General features: G+C 59.0%; 15 protein-coding genes. All 15 read left to right on the top strand.

Going from position 1 to position 16,815, the window contains the following annotated elements; all coding sequences use genetic code 11:
- The first annotated feature begins 619 nt into the window (after window positions 1-619).
- The 15 genes from HDG34_RS40010 to HDG34_RS39715 all read left to right on the top strand — a co-directional run bounded on the left by HDG34_RS40010 (window position 620) and on the right by HDG34_RS39715 (window position 16,699).
- On the top strand, window positions 620-883 hold the full coding sequence (locus HDG34_RS40010) for a chloride channel protein (RefSeq protein ID WP_311734942.1): 264 nt from the start codon (window positions 620-622) through the stop codon (window positions 881-883).
- Window positions 884-1,138: 255 nt separating this feature from the next.
- Window positions 1,139-1,525: a hypothetical protein gene (locus HDG34_RS38055; protein ID WP_184069008.1), complete on the top strand. Its 387-nt coding sequence runs from the start codon at window positions 1,139-1,141 to the stop codon at window positions 1,523-1,525.
- A gap of 531 nt (window positions 1,526-2,056) precedes the next feature.
- Complete coding sequence (locus HDG34_RS38050; protein ID WP_184069005.1) at window positions 2,057-3,313, top strand: ABC transporter substrate-binding protein; 1,257 nt, start codon at window positions 2,057-2,059, stop codon at window positions 3,311-3,313.
- 116 nt (window positions 3,314-3,429) lie between these two features.
- Window positions 3,430-4,299 carry a branched-chain amino acid ABC transporter permease gene (locus tag HDG34_RS38045; RefSeq protein WP_090805954.1) on the top strand — a complete coding sequence of 290 codons (870 nt, stop codon included), beginning with the start codon at window positions 3,430-3,432 and terminating at the stop codon, window positions 4,297-4,299.
- 53 nt (window positions 4,300-4,352) lie between these two features.
- Window positions 4,353-5,246 carry a branched-chain amino acid ABC transporter permease gene (locus HDG34_RS38040; RefSeq protein WP_260321477.1) on the top strand — a complete coding sequence of 298 codons (894 nt, stop codon included), beginning with the start codon at window positions 4,353-4,355 and terminating at the stop codon, window positions 5,244-5,246.
- Window positions 5,243-5,992 (top strand): ABC transporter ATP-binding protein, encoded by a 750-nt coding sequence (locus tag HDG34_RS38035; protein ID WP_184068999.1) that lies wholly within the window; start codon window positions 5,243-5,245, stop codon window positions 5,990-5,992. The genes HDG34_RS38040 and HDG34_RS38035 overlap by 4 nt, the downstream gene beginning before the upstream one ends.
- Complete coding sequence (locus HDG34_RS38030; protein ID WP_090805950.1) at window positions 5,989-6,717, top strand: ABC transporter ATP-binding protein; 729 nt, start codon at window positions 5,989-5,991, stop codon at window positions 6,715-6,717. The genes HDG34_RS38035 and HDG34_RS38030 overlap by 4 nt, the downstream gene beginning before the upstream one ends.
- Before the next feature lie 244 nt (window positions 6,718-6,961).
- On the top strand, window positions 6,962-8,563 hold the full coding sequence (locus HDG34_RS38025) for an APC family permease (protein ID WP_184068996.1): 1,602 nt from the start codon (window positions 6,962-6,964) through the stop codon (window positions 8,561-8,563).
- 524 nt (window positions 8,564-9,087) lie between these two features.
- Window positions 9,088-9,819, top strand: coding sequence for a YfdX family protein (locus tag HDG34_RS38020; RefSeq protein ID WP_184068993.1), 732 nt, complete (start codon window positions 9,088-9,090; stop codon window positions 9,817-9,819).
- A 375-nt stretch (window positions 9,820-10,194) separates the two neighbouring features.
- Window positions 10,195-10,518 (top strand): DUF1840 domain-containing protein, encoded by a 324-nt coding sequence (locus HDG34_RS38015; RefSeq protein ID WP_090805945.1) that lies wholly within the window; start codon window positions 10,195-10,197, stop codon window positions 10,516-10,518.
- A 570-nt stretch (window positions 10,519-11,088) separates the two neighbouring features.
- Complete coding sequence (locus tag HDG34_RS38010) at window positions 11,089-12,252, top strand: MFS transporter (RefSeq protein WP_184068990.1); 1,164 nt, start codon at window positions 11,089-11,091, stop codon at window positions 12,250-12,252.
- Between the two features lie 95 nt (window positions 12,253-12,347).
- Window positions 12,348-13,640 carry a chloride channel protein gene (locus tag HDG34_RS38005; RefSeq protein ID WP_184050100.1) on the top strand — a complete coding sequence of 431 codons (1,293 nt, stop codon included), beginning with the start codon at window positions 12,348-12,350 and terminating at the stop codon, window positions 13,638-13,640.
- Between the two features lie 43 nt (window positions 13,641-13,683).
- The gene (locus HDG34_RS38000) at window positions 13,684-14,343 is read left to right on the top strand and encodes a hypothetical protein (RefSeq protein ID WP_090805940.1); all 660 of its coding nucleotides are present in this window, start codon (window positions 13,684-13,686) and stop codon (window positions 14,341-14,343) included.
- Window positions 14,344-15,199: 856 nt separating this feature from the next.
- Complete coding sequence (locus HDG34_RS37995; protein ID WP_184068987.1) at window positions 15,200-15,913, top strand: DUF4396 domain-containing protein; 714 nt, start codon at window positions 15,200-15,202, stop codon at window positions 15,911-15,913.
- 651 nt (window positions 15,914-16,564) lie between these two features.
- Window positions 16,565-16,699: a hypothetical protein gene (locus tag HDG34_RS39715; protein WP_260321478.1), complete on the top strand. Its 135-nt coding sequence runs from the start codon at window positions 16,565-16,567 to the stop codon at window positions 16,697-16,699.
- Window positions 16,700-16,815: the final 116 nt, after the last annotated feature.

The following is a 16,815-nucleotide window of genomic DNA, read 5'->3' as shown; positions in this document are numbered from 1 at the left end:
CTTTGGCACTCTGATGCCGTCGGGTATAGCGAGGGCTCCGCCGTTCCTACTGCCTCTCCTATCCGACGCGGGAGGGAGGCGTCCATACCATCTCCCAGAAAAGTGACGACGTGGAGCAGGGCAGTACGTCGAGGGAAGCGACGTCTTGAAGTCTATGTGGCGTTTGCGTGGTGTGCCTCCGTATTTTCCCAGGCGATGCCGCCATCGGAGCAGCCGCCGTTATCTCGCGAAGGTCATCTGAATGAACTCCTGCCGTGTTCCCCCTTCCTGGCTTTACGAAAAAGGTGCAGGAATCGCTTGAATAAATGTCACAACGTGCTTATTCTAGGGGCTAGTGGTGTGGGACCTGGCGTGCCGATATTGCATGTTATGGCGTATGGTCCGGCAGCAAGCCCACTCGTTTTCAGGCGACAGAAGGCGATTCCCCTCCGCCCAGCTTCACGGGTGGGCTTTTTTTGCGTTGATCCCTATCTGACGTTGAAACCGTCTGCCACTTTCTTCCGCGTCCTGGACAGAAGAACGCCGCAAGATGTTCGGCGGCTTTGGTTCCACTATGGAATCTTCTGGGTGGGCCCGTTGGTCACCGCTCTCGTCGCAGTGCTGGAAGCGCATCTGATTGATGCAGATTGTGACATATTGCGGCGTGCCGACGATCCACGTCGGCGCATCGCTGATGCTTAACCTGCGGCACTTCCATCCCGCGCGATTTCGGACCATCCGCGGCGTCGATCTCGAGCACAGACTCGCGTTCGCCGGCGCCCCCACAGGCCTGTCGGCGGCGTTCAATGCGCCGCTTGTGAACGCGGTCTTTGCCATCAAGGAATTGACCCGCAGCTTCGACGCACGCATGAGCGGCGTGATCATTACGGCGCAATCGAAGTAGGCAATTACATGCCCGGTCTGCTCGCCGTCGCGGTGCTGCTGATCGGCGTCATCTCCGGGTTGGCAAGGCCTTCGTGATTGTCATCGCGATGATCAATAGGGAGCACCGGGTGCGGGATCCATCGGTGCGCTGCACTCGCAGATAGGGAGTAAACATAGATTTATTTGGCAGAGGCCACCCGCTATCATGCAGCGACTGTGCCGTGAGGCGGCAAGTTCCAAACGTCTGAATTCTGAAGTGACACAGCGATCATTCATGAAGTCTGCGCCAGACTCATCAAAACTCCTTCGCAAGCTCACCAAGGCCGTGCTGTTGGTCGCGACAGCCATTTGCGGCAGCGTGAACGCGATGACAGGTGATCGTATGCTGGACGAGTTAGTGCCGCTGGATTCCTCTGGTCCATGGGCCAAGATGAGGTCTTCGAGCAGAGGCTCGACCTCTGAGGCAGTATCCTCTCCAACGACACCATGGTATCCGGAGCGCGCCGATCCGTATTCCCGGTCTTCTTTGGCGGACATATCGCTGGCAGCGCACGGCGAAATCCTGGCGTTTGACGATGCGTACACGCCGTCACGTAATGCGTTTGGCGCAGGAAGTTTCGCACTCAGCGCGTTGGGTTTCGGGGCTTCGAGCCTCGATTAATCAACTCAATCGCGGTAGCGAGGGCCGTGGCTCGTCTTGCCTGATTGCGGAGGGGAGCTCACCCATTCGAAATCGGCCATCTCTGTAACGGACGCCGCGCACGAAACGCCGATGTGGTCCCACAATTTTGCCTTCGCTTTGGCGCAATCTTTGACAAGCGAATCGGTTGCGAGCGCGACCACTGCCTACGATGCTGCCAGATCTCCCAACACCCGGCGCGAGCATCGGGGTTGTTCCAGATGCCTCAATGGAGGAAGGGTTCTTCAGAGTGGAGGTTTTCCCGAGTCTCTTTCATGCGCATCCCGGGACATTTACTGAAGCGCTTTACCCGCGCACCGCGCCGGTGTGCGTTGAATCACCGCGATAGACCGGCTGGCACTCAGACGTTTCGTTACGTCTCATGGAATTATGTCATATCGTGCACTAACATTTGATATGCGTTGGAAATCCGAAGCGTAGAAATCGGACCCAGCTTTCCCAGGAGGAGAGCGCGAGCATTGCTCGGACGTGTCCATTCTGTGGGAGACCGAAATGGGAAGACTATCGACCGCGGGCCGACGGCATCGCCGGCTCGTACTGAAGGCTGCTGCCGCAGCCGGAATTGCGCAGATCGGCGCACCCTTCATCATCAAGGCGCGCGGAGAGGTTCCAATCAAATTCGGGCTCGACGATCCTTTGACAGGTACCTATGCCGAACTCGGCAAGAACGAGCAAATGGGTTGCGAATACGCGATCGATCAGATCAATGCGCGCGGGGGCATATTGGGTCGTCCGGTTCAGCTCATCGTGGAGGATTCCACCAGCGCGGATACTGGCGCTGCTGTACAGAAGGCGCGCAAGCTGATCGAACGTGACAAGGTGGACTTCCTGCTTGGCAATGTCAACTCGGCTATGGCGCTTGCGATCGGGCAGGTTTCAAACGAATTGAAAACACTGCATATCGTGACGGGTGGGCATACCGACGCCGTGACCGGTACAGATTGTCACTGGAACGTCTTTCGGGTCTGCAATACGACGAGGATGGAAACCAACTCGGTATCGAAGGTCCTGTTCGACCGGTACGGAAAAAAATGGTTTTTCATCACCCCCGATTACGCATTTGGCCACACCTTGCAACTCGGCTTCGAGGCGAGCCTGAAGAAGTTCGGAGGGGTGGAGGCTGGAGCCGCGTTGGCGCCGCTTGGCACCACCGACTATTCGTCATATTTGATCAAGGCGCAGGCTGCCGATCCTGACGTCATCCTGTTTCTTACCGCAGGTCAGGATGCTGTCAATTCGCTTAAGCAGGCGGTGCAGTTCGGCCTTAACAAGCGTTTCCACATCGCCGGGGCGCAGCAGGAACTGGAGGTGCTCGAGGGCTTGCCGCCGGATGCGCGAATCGGTACGTGGGTATTCGAATGGTACTGGGACCAGCCCAACGTACCCCACGTAGCGGAATACGTGGCCGGCATCCGTAAGAAGGCCGGGAGAGTGCCGACTGCCAGACACTGGTTCGGGCACGTCGCTGTCAATAGCGTTGCACTCGTCGCTAATCAGGAGAAGACGCTTGACGCGGTGAAACTGGCACGGGCGCTCGAAGGCTTCAAGTTGCCGCCGGACGTAGGGCTGATGCCGGACACACCGTTCTATCGGGCCGGCAACCATCAGCTCATGCCGGATCTCTATGTGGGACATGCGGTAGCGCAGGGACCTAGACCTGATGATCTATTCCACGTCGATCAGCTGGTAAAGGGCATCGACGCGGCGCTGCCGGTCGGCGAAACCGGCTGCCGTCTCACATGGGCATGACCGGTTCGGGGAGCCAGACAGGGGGCTGAGTGCCTAATGATGTCGCGCTGCCGCAACGGCCGCGCGACCGATGAGCCGGGACATCGGAAGCGGACGTCGGCAGCACAGGTAACGGTATGACGCAACTGATCCTGTTCAACGTTTTCAACGGTATCGTCATTGGCGCGTTTTACGCGCTGATGGCGCTTGGCCTGTCGCTGATCCTGAATCTGAGCGGTGTCATCAACTTCGCGCACGGCGGATTCCTGGCAATCGGCGCTTACCTCGCCTACACGATCATGCCGTATGTCGGCTTTTGGGCGGCGCTTGTTATTGCACCCTTGCTGACGGCTGCTCTCGGACTGCTGATCGAGCGGGTACTGATTCGCCGGCTGTATGGAAGAGATCCCCTATACAGTCTGCTGCTCACGTTCGGGCTCGCGTTTCTGCTGCAGGACGGTAGCCGCTATATCTGGGGGCCTCAGACATTGCCATACCAGATTCCGGACGCGCTGAACCGGCCATTGACGTCCTCGTTCTTCTTTCTAACGGGCTATCGTGTGTTCATGGTCGTACTGGTTGTGATCGTCGTGGCGGCGCTCTTCATGTTCCTGAAGTTCACTCGATCCGGCATTCGTATCCGCGCTGGTGTCGGAGACCTCGAAACGGTCGCGACACTGGGCGTGAATGTACGGTGGCTTCGCAGCATGAATTTCGGCCTCGGCATCTTTCTCGCGGGGCTGGCTGGCGTACTGGCAGCCGGCATGCTCGGACTGCAACCGACAATCGGGGATTCGCTCATTATGCCGAGTTTCGTTGCGATCATCGTCGGGGGACTGGGCAGCCTGCCGGGTACGCTGCTCGGCGGCATTCTCATTGGCGTCGCTTCTGGCCTGACTTCTGTCTTTTTCCCGTCCGCGACCGAAGCCGTGATCTACGTCCTGATGGGGTTAGTGCTGCTCGTACGTCCGCGCGGACTGCTGGGTGAGGAAGGGAGGGTCCAGTGAGATCATCACTGCAACTCGCGGGGGATGCGGCGGTCTGGCTGGCGCTCGCAGCCATGCCGTACTGGATCACCTGGCTCGGCGGCTATACGGCACTTGGTACACGCGTAGTAGTAATGGCATTGGCGGCGATGGCGCTCAATTTTCTACTCGGTTTTACAGGCGTGTTGTCGTTCGGTCACGCGGCATATTTTGGTCTCGGCGCGTATGGCGTTGGTATGACGATCCGTTATCTGGTGCCGAATACGCCGCTTGGTATCGTCATTGGGGTCGCGGCCGGCACGCTGGCGGCGGCGCTCATCGGCGCGCTGATTGCCAGGCTTCGGGGCGTCTATTTCGCGATGGCGACGATCGCATTCGGCCAGGTGTTCTACTTCGTCGCCTTTCGCTGGAACGCCGTGACTGGCGGCGACGATGGACTCTCCGGATGGCATCGCATGCCTCTCCACTTTGGCCAGCAGAGAATCGACATTCTTGGCAACAGCACCGTGTTTTACTATTTCGTTCTGCTTTGCTTTGCCGTGTCGGTTGGCGTCATGACTGCGCTGTTGCGCTCTCCGTTTGGCCGTACGCTTCTGGCGATACGCGAGAACGAAAAACGGGCGCGCTTCCTGGGGCTGCCGGTGGAGCAGCATATCTGGCTGTCGTTCGTGATCTCCTGCTTTTTCGTGAGTTTTGCCGGTACCTTGTACGCGCTGCTCAACAACTTCGCCGATCCGCATGATCTGCGGTGGGACCAGTCAGGCGATTTTGTGATCATGGCCGTGCTGGGGGGAATGCGCTCGTTGTGGGGACCGCTGATCGGCGCGGCCGTCTTCGTGCTGGTTCAGGATTACATCTCCACACGGACTGAGAACTGGATGTCGTTTATCGGCCTGCTGTTCATCCTCGTCGTTCTGTTTTTTCCCCGTGGCGTGCTGGGCATCCGGACGGGCGGGGGGCGGTCATGAGCCTGCTCGTAGTCGATCACGTATCTCACCGGTTCGGCAATCTTCGCGCGGTTAGCGATGTTTGCCTGACTGTGGAAGCCGGTGAGCTTCGCGCGGTAATTGGACCTAACGGTGCAGGAAAGACGACGTTCTTCAATCTGATCAGTGGGTTCTTTCCGCCTACGTCGGGGCGTATCGTGTTCGACGGACGCGACGTGACCCGGCTTGCGCCTCATCGCCGCGTTGCCATGGGAATGGCGCGGACTTTCCAGATTACGGAAGTTTTTCCTGAGTTGTCCGTTCGCGATAATCTGCGGATTCCGGTCGAACTTCGGGCCGGGCACAGGCTCTCGCCGTGGCTATCGAGGGCGGCGCGCGCGACCGTCAACCAGCGGCTGGAAGAATTGCTCGTGCTCGGCGGACTCGAGCAGCGTGCGCGCCGGTTGGTGGGCGAGCTGTCGCTTGGCGACCAGCGAGCCACGGAAATCATCATGTCGCTCGCACTCGAACCCAGGCTCCTGCTCCTCGACGAACCGACCGCGGGGATGGGAGATCAGGAAACCTACGACGTGACGCGACTGATACGACGCCTGCACCGCGATCGATCGCTGACGATGATTCTGATCGAGCACGACATGCGCGTCATCTTCCAGCTGGCACAGCGCATCATGGTGCTCGCCGAAGGCAGGATTCTGGCAGAAGGAACGCCGGAAGAAATCACCGGCAATCAAGCCGTGCAAGCAGCCTATCTGGGAACAGCAAAATGAGTGCCCTGGTTGCCGAGGGACTGCAGACCTGGTACGGCAAGAGCCACATTCTGCATGGCGTATCGGTGGACGTTGACGACGGCCAGATTGTCGCCCTGGTAGGGCGCAACGGCGCCGGCAAGACGACAACCATGCGAAGCCTGATGGGATTGACCCGGCCACGCGCGGGAAGGGTGAGCATTCTAGGCCGCGAAACGACCGGCTGGCCGCCAGACCGGGTCGCGTCGCTCGGTGTCGGATATGTGCCGGAGGGTAGGCGCATATTCGCGGGTCTCAGCGTGGAAGAAAATCTGCTTGTGCCCAACGGGCGCACCGGTCCTTGGACGATCGCACGTGTGTTTGAGCTTTTTCCCCGGTTACGCGAGCGTCGGAACAGCAAGGGCCGGCAACTCTCCGGAGGGGAGCAGGAAATGCTCGCGATCGCACGCGGCCTGCTGCTCAACCCACGCGTACTGCTTCTCGATGAGCCGTCTCAAGGTCTCGCACCGCTGATGGTGCGGGAAGTGTTTGATGTTATCGTCAGAATGCGCGCCGAAGGCATGTCGGTGCTTCTTGTTGAGCAGAACGTTCGAGCGGCTGTCGAGATTGCCGACGCGGCTTGCGTGCTGGACGATGGTCGGGTCGTTTTTTCCGGATCCGCGCGAGAACTTGCGCGCGACGAAGCTCGTGTGCGTACTCTGGCCGGGGCCAGTGCGAGCGATTGGCGCATGCTCGACGATGCTTGAATCGCATGAAGCCATGCACGAATTTGAAATGGCACAGTGTGAACTAACGCTCGTCGAAGCGCACAGGCATTTCCAAGCCCTTTAATTGTTGCTTCGGTTCACGGCGGGAATTTTATCGCCGTCTTTGCGGTCGAAGCGTTCAGGGTGAGCCGTTCATGTATGACGGTGCGCGGATGCGCACCGCCTCTTTCGCGCAACGCCGGTTCAAAAACCGAACTCCGGGGCAGGCGCAAGGAGACCAGAAATGAGCACGATTTCCGACCTGACGCTATCGGGAAAACTGCGTCGCGATGCTGGGATAGTGGGGTTGCTGTTCGCAAGCACCACTAGCATGATTGGTTCAGGGTGGCTGTTCGGCGCCTACCATGCATCGAGAATAGCCGGTCCGTTGAGCATAGGCAGTTGGGCGCTTGGCGCTGTCATCATCATGCTGATTGCGCTATGTTTCGCGGAGCTTGCCGCCGTTTTTCCTCGTAGTGGGGCGCTGGTTCATATGAGCCACGCGAGCCATGGCGACGGACTTGGAAGGTTGTGGTGCTGGCTGCTCTTCCTCGCCTATGTCCCGGTGCCTGCAGTCGAAGCCGAAGCAATCGTCACTTATGCAAGCAACTATCTGCCATGGCTGATCCGTCCTGGCTCCGCCGGGGTGCTGAGTTTGGCGGGCTTCTTCGTGTGCGCCGGTTTGCTCGGAATCACCGCGCTGCTGAATCTGATGGTGATCAGATGGCTGCTCAACGTCAATTCAACCATTACGTGGTGGAAAATTCTGGTACCGATACTGACCATCGTTGGCTTGATGGCAGCGAGCACCCACTGGGATGTCGTGCGTGCGGCGCCTGACACCTACAAGCTCTCCGGCATGTTCACGGCACTTCCCGCAGCAGGTATCGTTTTCAGCTATTTGGGCTTCCGTACTGCGATCGACCTCGGCGGCGAAACGGCCAATCCACATCGCGACATTCCGCTAGCCGTGATTGGCTCGGTTGTGCTCGCTGCAGTGGTTTACATCATGTTGCAAGTGGCCTTTATCTGGGCGCTGTCGCCGGTCGATCTCGCGCACGGATGGGCACACCTCAGCTTCAAGGGGGAAATGGGACCGTTCGCTGGACTTGCCGCGACGCTCGGGCTCGGCTGGATGGCGACGCTTCTCTATATCGACGCCTATATATCGCCTGGAGGCACGGGGCTGATGTATGTCACCGGCGGATCGCGCGTCCTCTTTGCTACGGGCGAAATGGAGGCCGGTCCCCGCGTGCTGACAAAGCTGAACCGCAACAAGGTGCCATGGCTGGCGGTTCTCGTGATGTGGGTGGTTGGCACCATTTTCCTGCTGCCGTTTCCTGCATGGCAGAAGATGGTCGACTACATTACGTCGGTTACGGTGCTGACATATGGTCTTGGTCCGATCGCGTTGCTGGTGTTACGCCGTAACCTTCCGGAACTGCATCGTCCATTTCGCATGTGGGCCGCGCCCGTACTGGCGCCAGCCGCATTTATCTGCAGCAACCTCGTAATATATTGGACTGGCTTTGCAACGAACACCTTTCTGTTTGCGCTGGTGGCGATCGGTTTCGTACTCTACGCGGCGTACTACCACATCGTCTTGCGCAAAGCTGCGAAAGACTTCGGCTGGAACAACATTGCGTGGCTGTTGCCGTGGTTTGGGGGCATCTGGTTATTGTCGTGGCTCGGCGGCATCGGTGGCGGACTCGGTGTGATCGGATTCGGTTGGGACATTCTTCTAGTGGCGCTCTGGAGCGTGATCGTGATGAGGCTCGCAATGCGCTGCGCGTTGCGCGTCGAGCAGACGCGAGCAATGATGGAGCGAATGGACGCGACGAGTTGACTGGCAACGCCATCGTTCAGCGAGGGAGGAGTCAACGGAAGCTCGATCCGTTAGCGGGGCGCTTGAAGGGACTACCCGAGTACCCGCCTGAACTGCAAGCCAGACTTCCAACGGTGAGATCTGGTCAGGGAGTCGCGCTCATGTAATGAGCGGAGATCGAGCAAGACTTGTCTAACCGGAAGCGAAGGGCAGAATGAGCGCCCTCTAACGCCGATGATCACGAGTATGTGCGATGAACCTGACGTCATTGCACATCAGAAGCGGCTGTGGTCGCTTCGCGCTGCTACCACATCATGCGAACGCTAACTGGCGAGGTCCGGTTCTTCGCACTACCCAGTGCTGCCGCCTTGCGTCCGGATGGCTCCTTCTTAAGCGTCCTTTAAGCACCACGGCCTAGCTTTAAAGCGTCAACTGTTCGAAGTTCAAGCCCTGTGAAAGTCTCGCATGCCATATGCGCCGCCGATGTGAGCGCGCAAAGCCGCATGCGACGTCTGGAACTGGACACTCGCTAAGGAGAATGAACCATGAAAAGGCATCAGGTTATCGCTGTCATGTGCGCGTTGCTCTCCGCCGCCTATTGTGGTGCGACCGTGCAGGCCGCCGAGTCCCCGCGGGCCGTCGCGTCGGACATGGGCAAAGTCTCGGGGAAAGGAAACGAGGCCTTCCAGCAGATCGAACTTGCGCGGCTCGCAATCTTCAACGGTAACGGTTCGGAGGCCGCCACGCTTGTAAAAGCCGCCCAGAAATCACTGCAGGAAGCGCAGGCTGACAATACTGCTTTTACCAAGGCTGAAAAAGACTTGAAACTTCCACCCACGGCTTCCAGCGCGCCGCATGTCCAGGCGGACGTCGCTCGCGCTTCGCAGGAGTTGATGTGGCTTCCAGTTGGCGCTGACGTAACTATCACCGACAATCTCGCCCAGTCTTCCGAGAAATCCAAAGCGGTGGCATCCGCGAATGAGCACATCAAGCAAGGTCAGCGGGATCAGGCGCTCAACGCCCTGAAGGTCGCGAATATTAACGTTGCCTACACCATGGAACTCGTTCCGCTAAAACTGGTGATCGCGGACGTCAATGACGCTGCGAGGCTGATCTCTCATCACCAGTACTATCAAGCAAATGACGCCCTCCGGCAGGCGGTGGCGAGCGTGCGGTATGACTGGGTCGACCTGGACGCCATTCCTCAGCACGCACAAACCGCACAAATGGCTTCGAAGCCTGCCGAGCATCCCGCCTCGTCCGCGAGCGCACGATGAATCTGTCCGCGATGCGAAAGCGTCCCTGGCGGTACAGAGGGACAATTTAGCCTTAGCTTATTCTGGAGGGTCATCACGCCCCCAAAGAGCAGTCGATCATGGCATTTATTGCCTCCGCTTATGCCACGACACAACGAACGTCGTGCGCAGCCAATGAGCGCTGCCCGCGAGTCAGATTCATATCGACCTGCCTGCGCGCCGGTAAGGTACGCTCCGCGCATCTGATCTTTATATAGCACAATGTGACATATTGGCCTACACTTTGGATATCGAGATTGGCGCAAGCCTCATTGCTGCTTATAAGCGTCGATTGCATCAGGCGGCCGTCTCGGCGGCCGTCGCAACGGCACAGTTGTCCTTCGCGGAGAGGTCTGTATGCTTGTTACGTTCAAGTGCCGTTCAACTCCGGACGTCGTCATGCTGCGGAACCTCGCGGAATATCTCCTCGCAGCCATTGGTAAGCAAGTCGCCACTCGTGGCGTCATCAGCCACGACGAACTGGGTACGGTGATAACGCGGCTTGAACGCGCTATCGAAGATCAGGCACGCACTGAATTAGCCCTCAACGTCCTCCATCACGTGCCGAACGACCATAGTTCAAACAGTGCGGCCGCGACCGTCGAACATCGCGCCTGGCCATTGCTCGACATGATGCGCGAGGCCCATCGCCATGGCGACGATATTCTCTGGGGTATTTAGACCGTTGGAGCGCTGCGGCGCAGGCGCATGTCTTCTCGTTATCGCGAGACAGCGCCGATGCCGTTGTCAGCGCAAGGGCGTTCCAGGGGATAGACGCGATAAGTCTGCAGATGCGACCTGACGTTCAAAGGATCATCGTCGCCACGCGCATCGAACCCAGCGCCGACGCATCATTTATTAGCGACCTGCCGCATCGGACCAATAATTCTCGACATGTCGCGAAGCGAAATGATTGCGATCCGACGTAATCTGCGGGAGCGGTAAATCGCGCATGCCCATCGGCGTGCGGGCGGCGGTGCCGCGCGCGACACGAGCGAGGGCTCACGGGCCGGGTTTTAAGTTTCGTTTAAGTTTTCGCGTCTAAATTCTGAAAAATGTCATGTCGTGCCATAATATTGCACCAGGCGTTCAGCGGGTGCGGCGCGGAATCGCGTGACTTCGACGTGTCCTCAGCTTGCCGGTCAAGCACGTCCGACTGCAGCATCGGCAGCTATCTTCACCCAGCGACTGCTGGGTTTTTTTTTACACGATATGAGCGCAACTTCCACATCGGCCACTTCCCGCTCGCGCATGAGTGCGCTCGAGCTGCGAGCGACGCTGTCGCTCGCAGCGATCTTTGCACTGCGCATGCTCGGTCTCTTCATGATCATGCCGGTGTTTTCGGTGTATGCGAAAACCATTCCCGGCGGCGACAATGTCCTGCTGGTCGGCATCGCGCTGGGGGCGTACGGCGTCACTCAATCGCTTTTCTATATCTTCTACGGCTGGGTTTCCGACAAGGTTGGCCGCAAGCCAGTTATCGCGACGGGTCTCGTAATATTTGCGATCGGCAGCTTCGTCGCCGCGGGGGCGCACGATATTGTGTGGATAATCGTCGGTCGCGTGATCCAGGGAATGGGCGCCATTTCCTCCGCGGTGCTCGCTTTTATTGCCGACCTCACTGCCGAGCAGCACCGCACAAAAGCAATGGCGATGGTGGGGGCCTCGATCGGCATTTCCTTTGCGGTGGCGATCGTGGGTGCGCCTCTGGTGTTCCACTGGCTCGGGATGAGCGGCCTGTTCTCGCTGGTCGGCGCGCTCTCGATTCTCGCGGTGGGCGTGGTGATCTGGGTCGTGCCGGATTCGCCGAACCGGCCCGTCCATTTGCGGGCGCCATTTGCCGAAGTGCTCCACAACGTCGAGCTGCTGCGCCTGAACTTCGGCGTGCTCGTACTGCACGCCACGCAAACGGCGCTGTTCCTTGTGGTGCCTCGCCTGCTCGTCGACGCAGGGCTGCCGGTCTCGTTGCACTGGAAGGTCTATCTGCCGGTCATGGGTATTGCGTTCGTCATGATGGTGCCGGCCATCATTGCCGCGGAGAAGCGGGGGAAAATGAAGGCCGTCGTCGTCTCTGCAATCGGTCTGATCCTCATTGGCCAGCTATTGCTTGGCTCGCTCGAACATACACTCGTTATCGTGCCCGCCGTCCTGTTCGTGTATTTCCTCGGCTTTAACATCCTCGAAGCGTCGCAGCCCTCGCTCGTCTCGAAGCTCGCGCCGGGCGATCGGAAGGGTGCGGCCACGGGCGTATACAACACCACGCAGTCGATCGGCCTTGCCCTCGGCGGCGTGGTCGGCGGCTGGCTTCTAAAACACGATGGCGCGAACGCGGTGTTTTACGCGTGCTCCGGGCTCATATTGTGCTGGCTCGCAATCGCGTTCAATATGAAGGTTCCGTCACCGCGGAAAGCCTGAGTCGCGCTTCTGGCGCGAAATGCAGCCGGTGAGGGCGTCGCCGGAAAACACCCAGAAGAAAAACAGGGGAACAGATCGTGCGAATTCTCGCGCTGATGGACCGTCGAAAGCTGCAGCGCATCAACCGGTTATGGCTCCACTATGGCGTGTTCTGGTTGGGGGCGATCGCCGTAGGCCTGGTCGCGGTGCTTTACGCGAAGCTGATCGATTTCGGCTACGCGGTATTCCTTCGCTATGCGGCTGACCGGTTCTGGCTGCCTCTGATTGTGGCGCCCGCAACCGGCGCCGTTACGGTGTGGCTTACACGGCGCTTCTTTGACGGTTCCGAGGGCAGCGGTATCCCCCAGGTGATCGCCATGCTGCACGGGCCGAACGAACTCGGGCCGCGGCTGCTTACACTGCGTATTCTCGTTGGAAAGATTCTGGTCTCGTTCCTGGCCCTGCTCGGTGGCTTTACCATCGGCCGCGAAGGTCCGACCATTCATGTTGGCGCCGCCCTGATGTTCAGCCTGAGGCGCTTTTACCCGAGGCGTTTTCTGGCGATCCGGCCGGGCGTGCTGGAGCGCAGACTCGCGCTCGCGGGTGCGGCCGCCGGTTTGTCGGCGGCATTCAATGCTCCGCTCGCAGGCGTGGTGTTCGCCATTGAGGAACTCATGCGCAGCTTCGAGGAGCGCGCGAGCGGCGTGCTGATCACGGCAATCATCTTCGCTGGCGTCGTTTCACTTGGGCTTCAGGGAAACTATGTGTATTTCGGCACGATCGATATCGGGTCGGGATTGCCCCGATGGATTAGCCTCGCCGTAGTGCTGATCGGTGTCCTTGCGGGCGCGCTAGGGGGATGCTTCTGCTGGCTGTTGCTCAACACGAAGCGCTGGATGCCCGAAGTTCTGCTCGAACTGCGCGTGAAGCGGCCTGTGCTATTCGGCGCGCTATGCGGCCTGGTCATTGCGGTCGTCGGCGTGAGCGCCAATGGCCATACATTTGGCAGCGGCTATGCCGAAGCGCGGAGCATGCTGGAAGGCAGCGCGCATGTCAGCGCGGCATACCCGCTCCTGAAGATGGTCTCGATGGTGGGGTCGTATCTGCCAGGCGCGCCCGGAGGCCTGTTCGCCCCGTCGCTCGCGATCGGGGCTGGCATCGGCAACACCGTTCACATGGCGTTCTCGCAGATCCAGCTTCCGATGCTCATCGCGCTCGGCATGGTCGGCTATCTGGCGGCGGTCACCCAGAGCCCAATCACGGCGTTCGTGATCGTCATCGAGATGATCAACGGGCACGCGCTCGTTATCTCGCTGATGGCCACGGCGCTCATCGCGAGTCGCGTCTCGCGCTTTTTTGCGCCACCGCTGTACGAGGCGCTCTCGGAGCGTTATCTGCGCAAGCCGTGAGGCAAAGGCGACGGTAGGTCGAACAGACATCGACGGAGTTCATATGGGGATCGCAGACAGAATCGAAAAGCGTCTATTGGGCATGGCGCGCGTGCTATGTCTGATCGCGCTAGTTGGCGCCATCCTGGCGATGATCGCATTAATGTTTGCGCTTGGCGTTCCGAGGACGGCAGCTGTTATCACAGATCCGCCCGTCAGCGCGAGCGAGGTACTCTCTTCGATAGCCGGTTCGGAGGCGGCCAACGACGGTCTGAAGATCGGCAGCGCGAACGGCAACGCCATGGCGGATGTCGCTGGCGCCGCGGGATTAATTATCCCCGCTCCGCTTAATGCCCTGTTGAACCAGAATAATGCAAGCCAACCGCTGCTCAAGGCGTGGCTCGAGCGTATTCCCCAAGCCGACCGACAGCAGTTCCTGGATGAACTGTCCGACGTCGTTGCGGCTGCCGGGCAGCACGCTGCTACGTGGGAATGGGACAACCGCGAGCGGTATGTTGCAGCGGCCATGGATCAGTATGCCCGTGTCAAGATTGGGCGGATTGATGCGGCCCAAAGCGCCGTTCAGGCGGCAGAGGGCAAAAACGCTCAGTTCGGTTCGTCGCTGGGAATTCTTCTCGCGTTGACAGGTTTCCTGACTTTGCTGCTACTGCTCACAGCGATCGAACGCAATACGCGTAATAGCGCGGTGAAAAGACAGGAATGAGCTGGCGCGACTTGAGATGGGATGCCGATGTAAGGTGTTTTCTGTTGCACCAACTGTTCTGAACCGGCGCGACCTCTCGCCACTCGCACAGCGCGGGCCGGAGACGCACGCCGGATTAAAGTCGAGACAGGTGGCGCGGTCGCTCCTCTGACGGCAGAGTCGATCGCTCGACCTGCTGGTTTGATCTGTCGGAGCGTTTCGGAGGCCGCGCCAACGCGAGGCCAAACTCACTTCTTGTGATTCTGACCGATGGCCCGGGCAACGTGCCGAGCGGGAGATCACTGCGAACAGGAGCCTATCGACAGAGCAGTCCCTGGGTAGATAAGGGTCCAGGTCCGCATCGCGAAGCTCGCACAACTTACAGGTCTGCAGCCGTTAGCTTCGGGCGGCGACGCTGGCATGCGCGTCGCAGCACCGCAAATGGGCACGTCGTGCGACGCAGGGTTCAGAGAAGGTCGGTTTCACAGAAACGATTGGAAAAACCCGATGGGCAATTGCGGAGGGCTATCTGATTGACGTTACGTGGTCAGAGCGCTGTCATCGTCGCTATCCTCAGATCGTCTTTTTCGCGCCCCGGCGAAATATTGTCCAAGCTGCCCAGGATCGGCGCGTTTTCCATGCGTTAAGCCTACATCGGTCGACGTTACAAGTGTTCACGACAAACGGTCCACGACAAACGACGTGCTTAACGATGCATCGCGACCGTTCGGTTGACGTGGAATCTCGCTTGGTCATCAGGAGACCGGTAACCCGGCGTCTGCCCGAATCGAGCCGTTGTTCATCAGCCAATCTTGCAGAGCCGGAACGGCAGTTGCTCTTCTGTGCGCTATCAGTGCAAAGCCTTTCAAGACCAACGATGACTTACGGTACTTTTCCAGCCTGGCTCCATAGTCTGTCGATCGCCTGGATTGTGTTAGGCGTGGTGTGTGCCGCCATCATTGTGACTGACGAGGTAAGACATCCGCAGAAGATGTGGATCATGAGCCTGGTTTGGCCGCTGACCACGCTATTCGGCACAGTTCTCTGGCTTGCTGCCTATTATGCATGGGGACGCAACGTGCTCGCCGCCGAAGCTGGCGATAAAACGCAACCGTTCACAGTGATCGTGATGAAAGGCACTAGTCATTGCGGCGCTGGTTGCACACTCGGCGACATTGTTGTCGAATGGTCAGCGTTTGCGTTTCCAGGGTTGGCGGTGTGGTTCGGATGGCACAGCGTATTCAACGAGAAAACTTTTGCCGTCTGGATCCCAGACTTCATGATCGCCTTTCTGCTAGGAATCGGTTTTCAGTACTTCACCATCAAGCCGATGCGCGACCTGTCAATTGGACAGGGCGTGATCGCTGCAGTCAAAGCGGATATTGCCTCGATAACCGCGTGGCAGATTGGCATGTATGGAGCAATGGCGACCATTCAGTTCTTATGGTTCAAGCCGGTTTTTGGCGGCATCGCGAACGTGACAAGTTCGGAGTTCTGGTTCGCCATGCAGATCGCCATGCTCGCGGGCTTCGTAACGAGCTACCCTGTGAACTGGTGGCTGATTCGTTCCGGTGTGAAGGAGAAGATGTAGACCAAACCCTCAGCGAAAAGGGCGCTGATGGCGACAGGCAAAATCGCAACTGACGTGAAGGCGGTCCCACAGGATGTGCGGCGATTGGATACTAGCTGCGTCCCAAACGCGTTCACCCGGACAAAACGTGCATTGTGATGGATGCCGGATGACCGTAGTAATCTGGACCTCACCCCCAATACAACCAACGTGCGACTTCACGCGCTCGTGAGTCCGCGGCGATGGGCAGGCGTCGAACAAACCTCAAGACCACCCGCCGGCCGGCTCCGTTAGGCAAGTGGCGTGGTTGTACCTTAAAAGTCGTCGTTGTGGTCAGAGAAGCTCGAACCGTGGCTCAGGGTTGATCGCGTTGAAAAAGGCCGTGACCCGACTGTATCGCTGACGGTATCAACCTCTCAGTCAGTGGTCCGGCGTAAGCGTTGGCGTAGGTTTGTACGAGAAAGCTCGCCCGGGTCACTATTTCGACGAGAACGAGTAAACCGGCTCGATAAGAGGGTTGGTGGCGGCTTGCGGCGCGGTGCTTGCCACCAGCCCGGCACCTTCAGCGCCGCTTGACTCGCCCGCGGCTCACGACTGAGAACCTAGAACACGCCGAAATCGTCATTGCTGTCGGGAATCGCGGCGAGCAGGTTGGCAAGCGCGCGCCAGCCCATGAAGCTCGATAGCCTTATCGCTATGCGCAGCCAGCGCTCGGCGCGTGAGCTCGGGCGCGTTGACGGTGTTGACGCTACGCACTGCATCCGTCGCATTGCGTTTTTCGTTGATCTGGCGTCGATCGATGCGTGAAGCAACGGGCAGGTCTGCATGCTGTCTTATATGGACGCCTCCCGGTTTGCCAGGTGATATTCGGTGTGTGACGGACAGGATGAGGTTGCAGACTTATATCCGGCCTGTGGTGCGGA

It is taken from the genome of Paraburkholderia sp. HC6.4b (genome assembly GCF_014200875.1).
Lineage (GTDB): Bacteria > Pseudomonadota > Gammaproteobacteria > Burkholderiales > Burkholderiaceae > Paraburkholderia > Paraburkholderia tuberum.
Note: the sequence above shows the minus strand (reverse complement) of the source record. Positions and strands in the feature narration are given on the sequence as shown.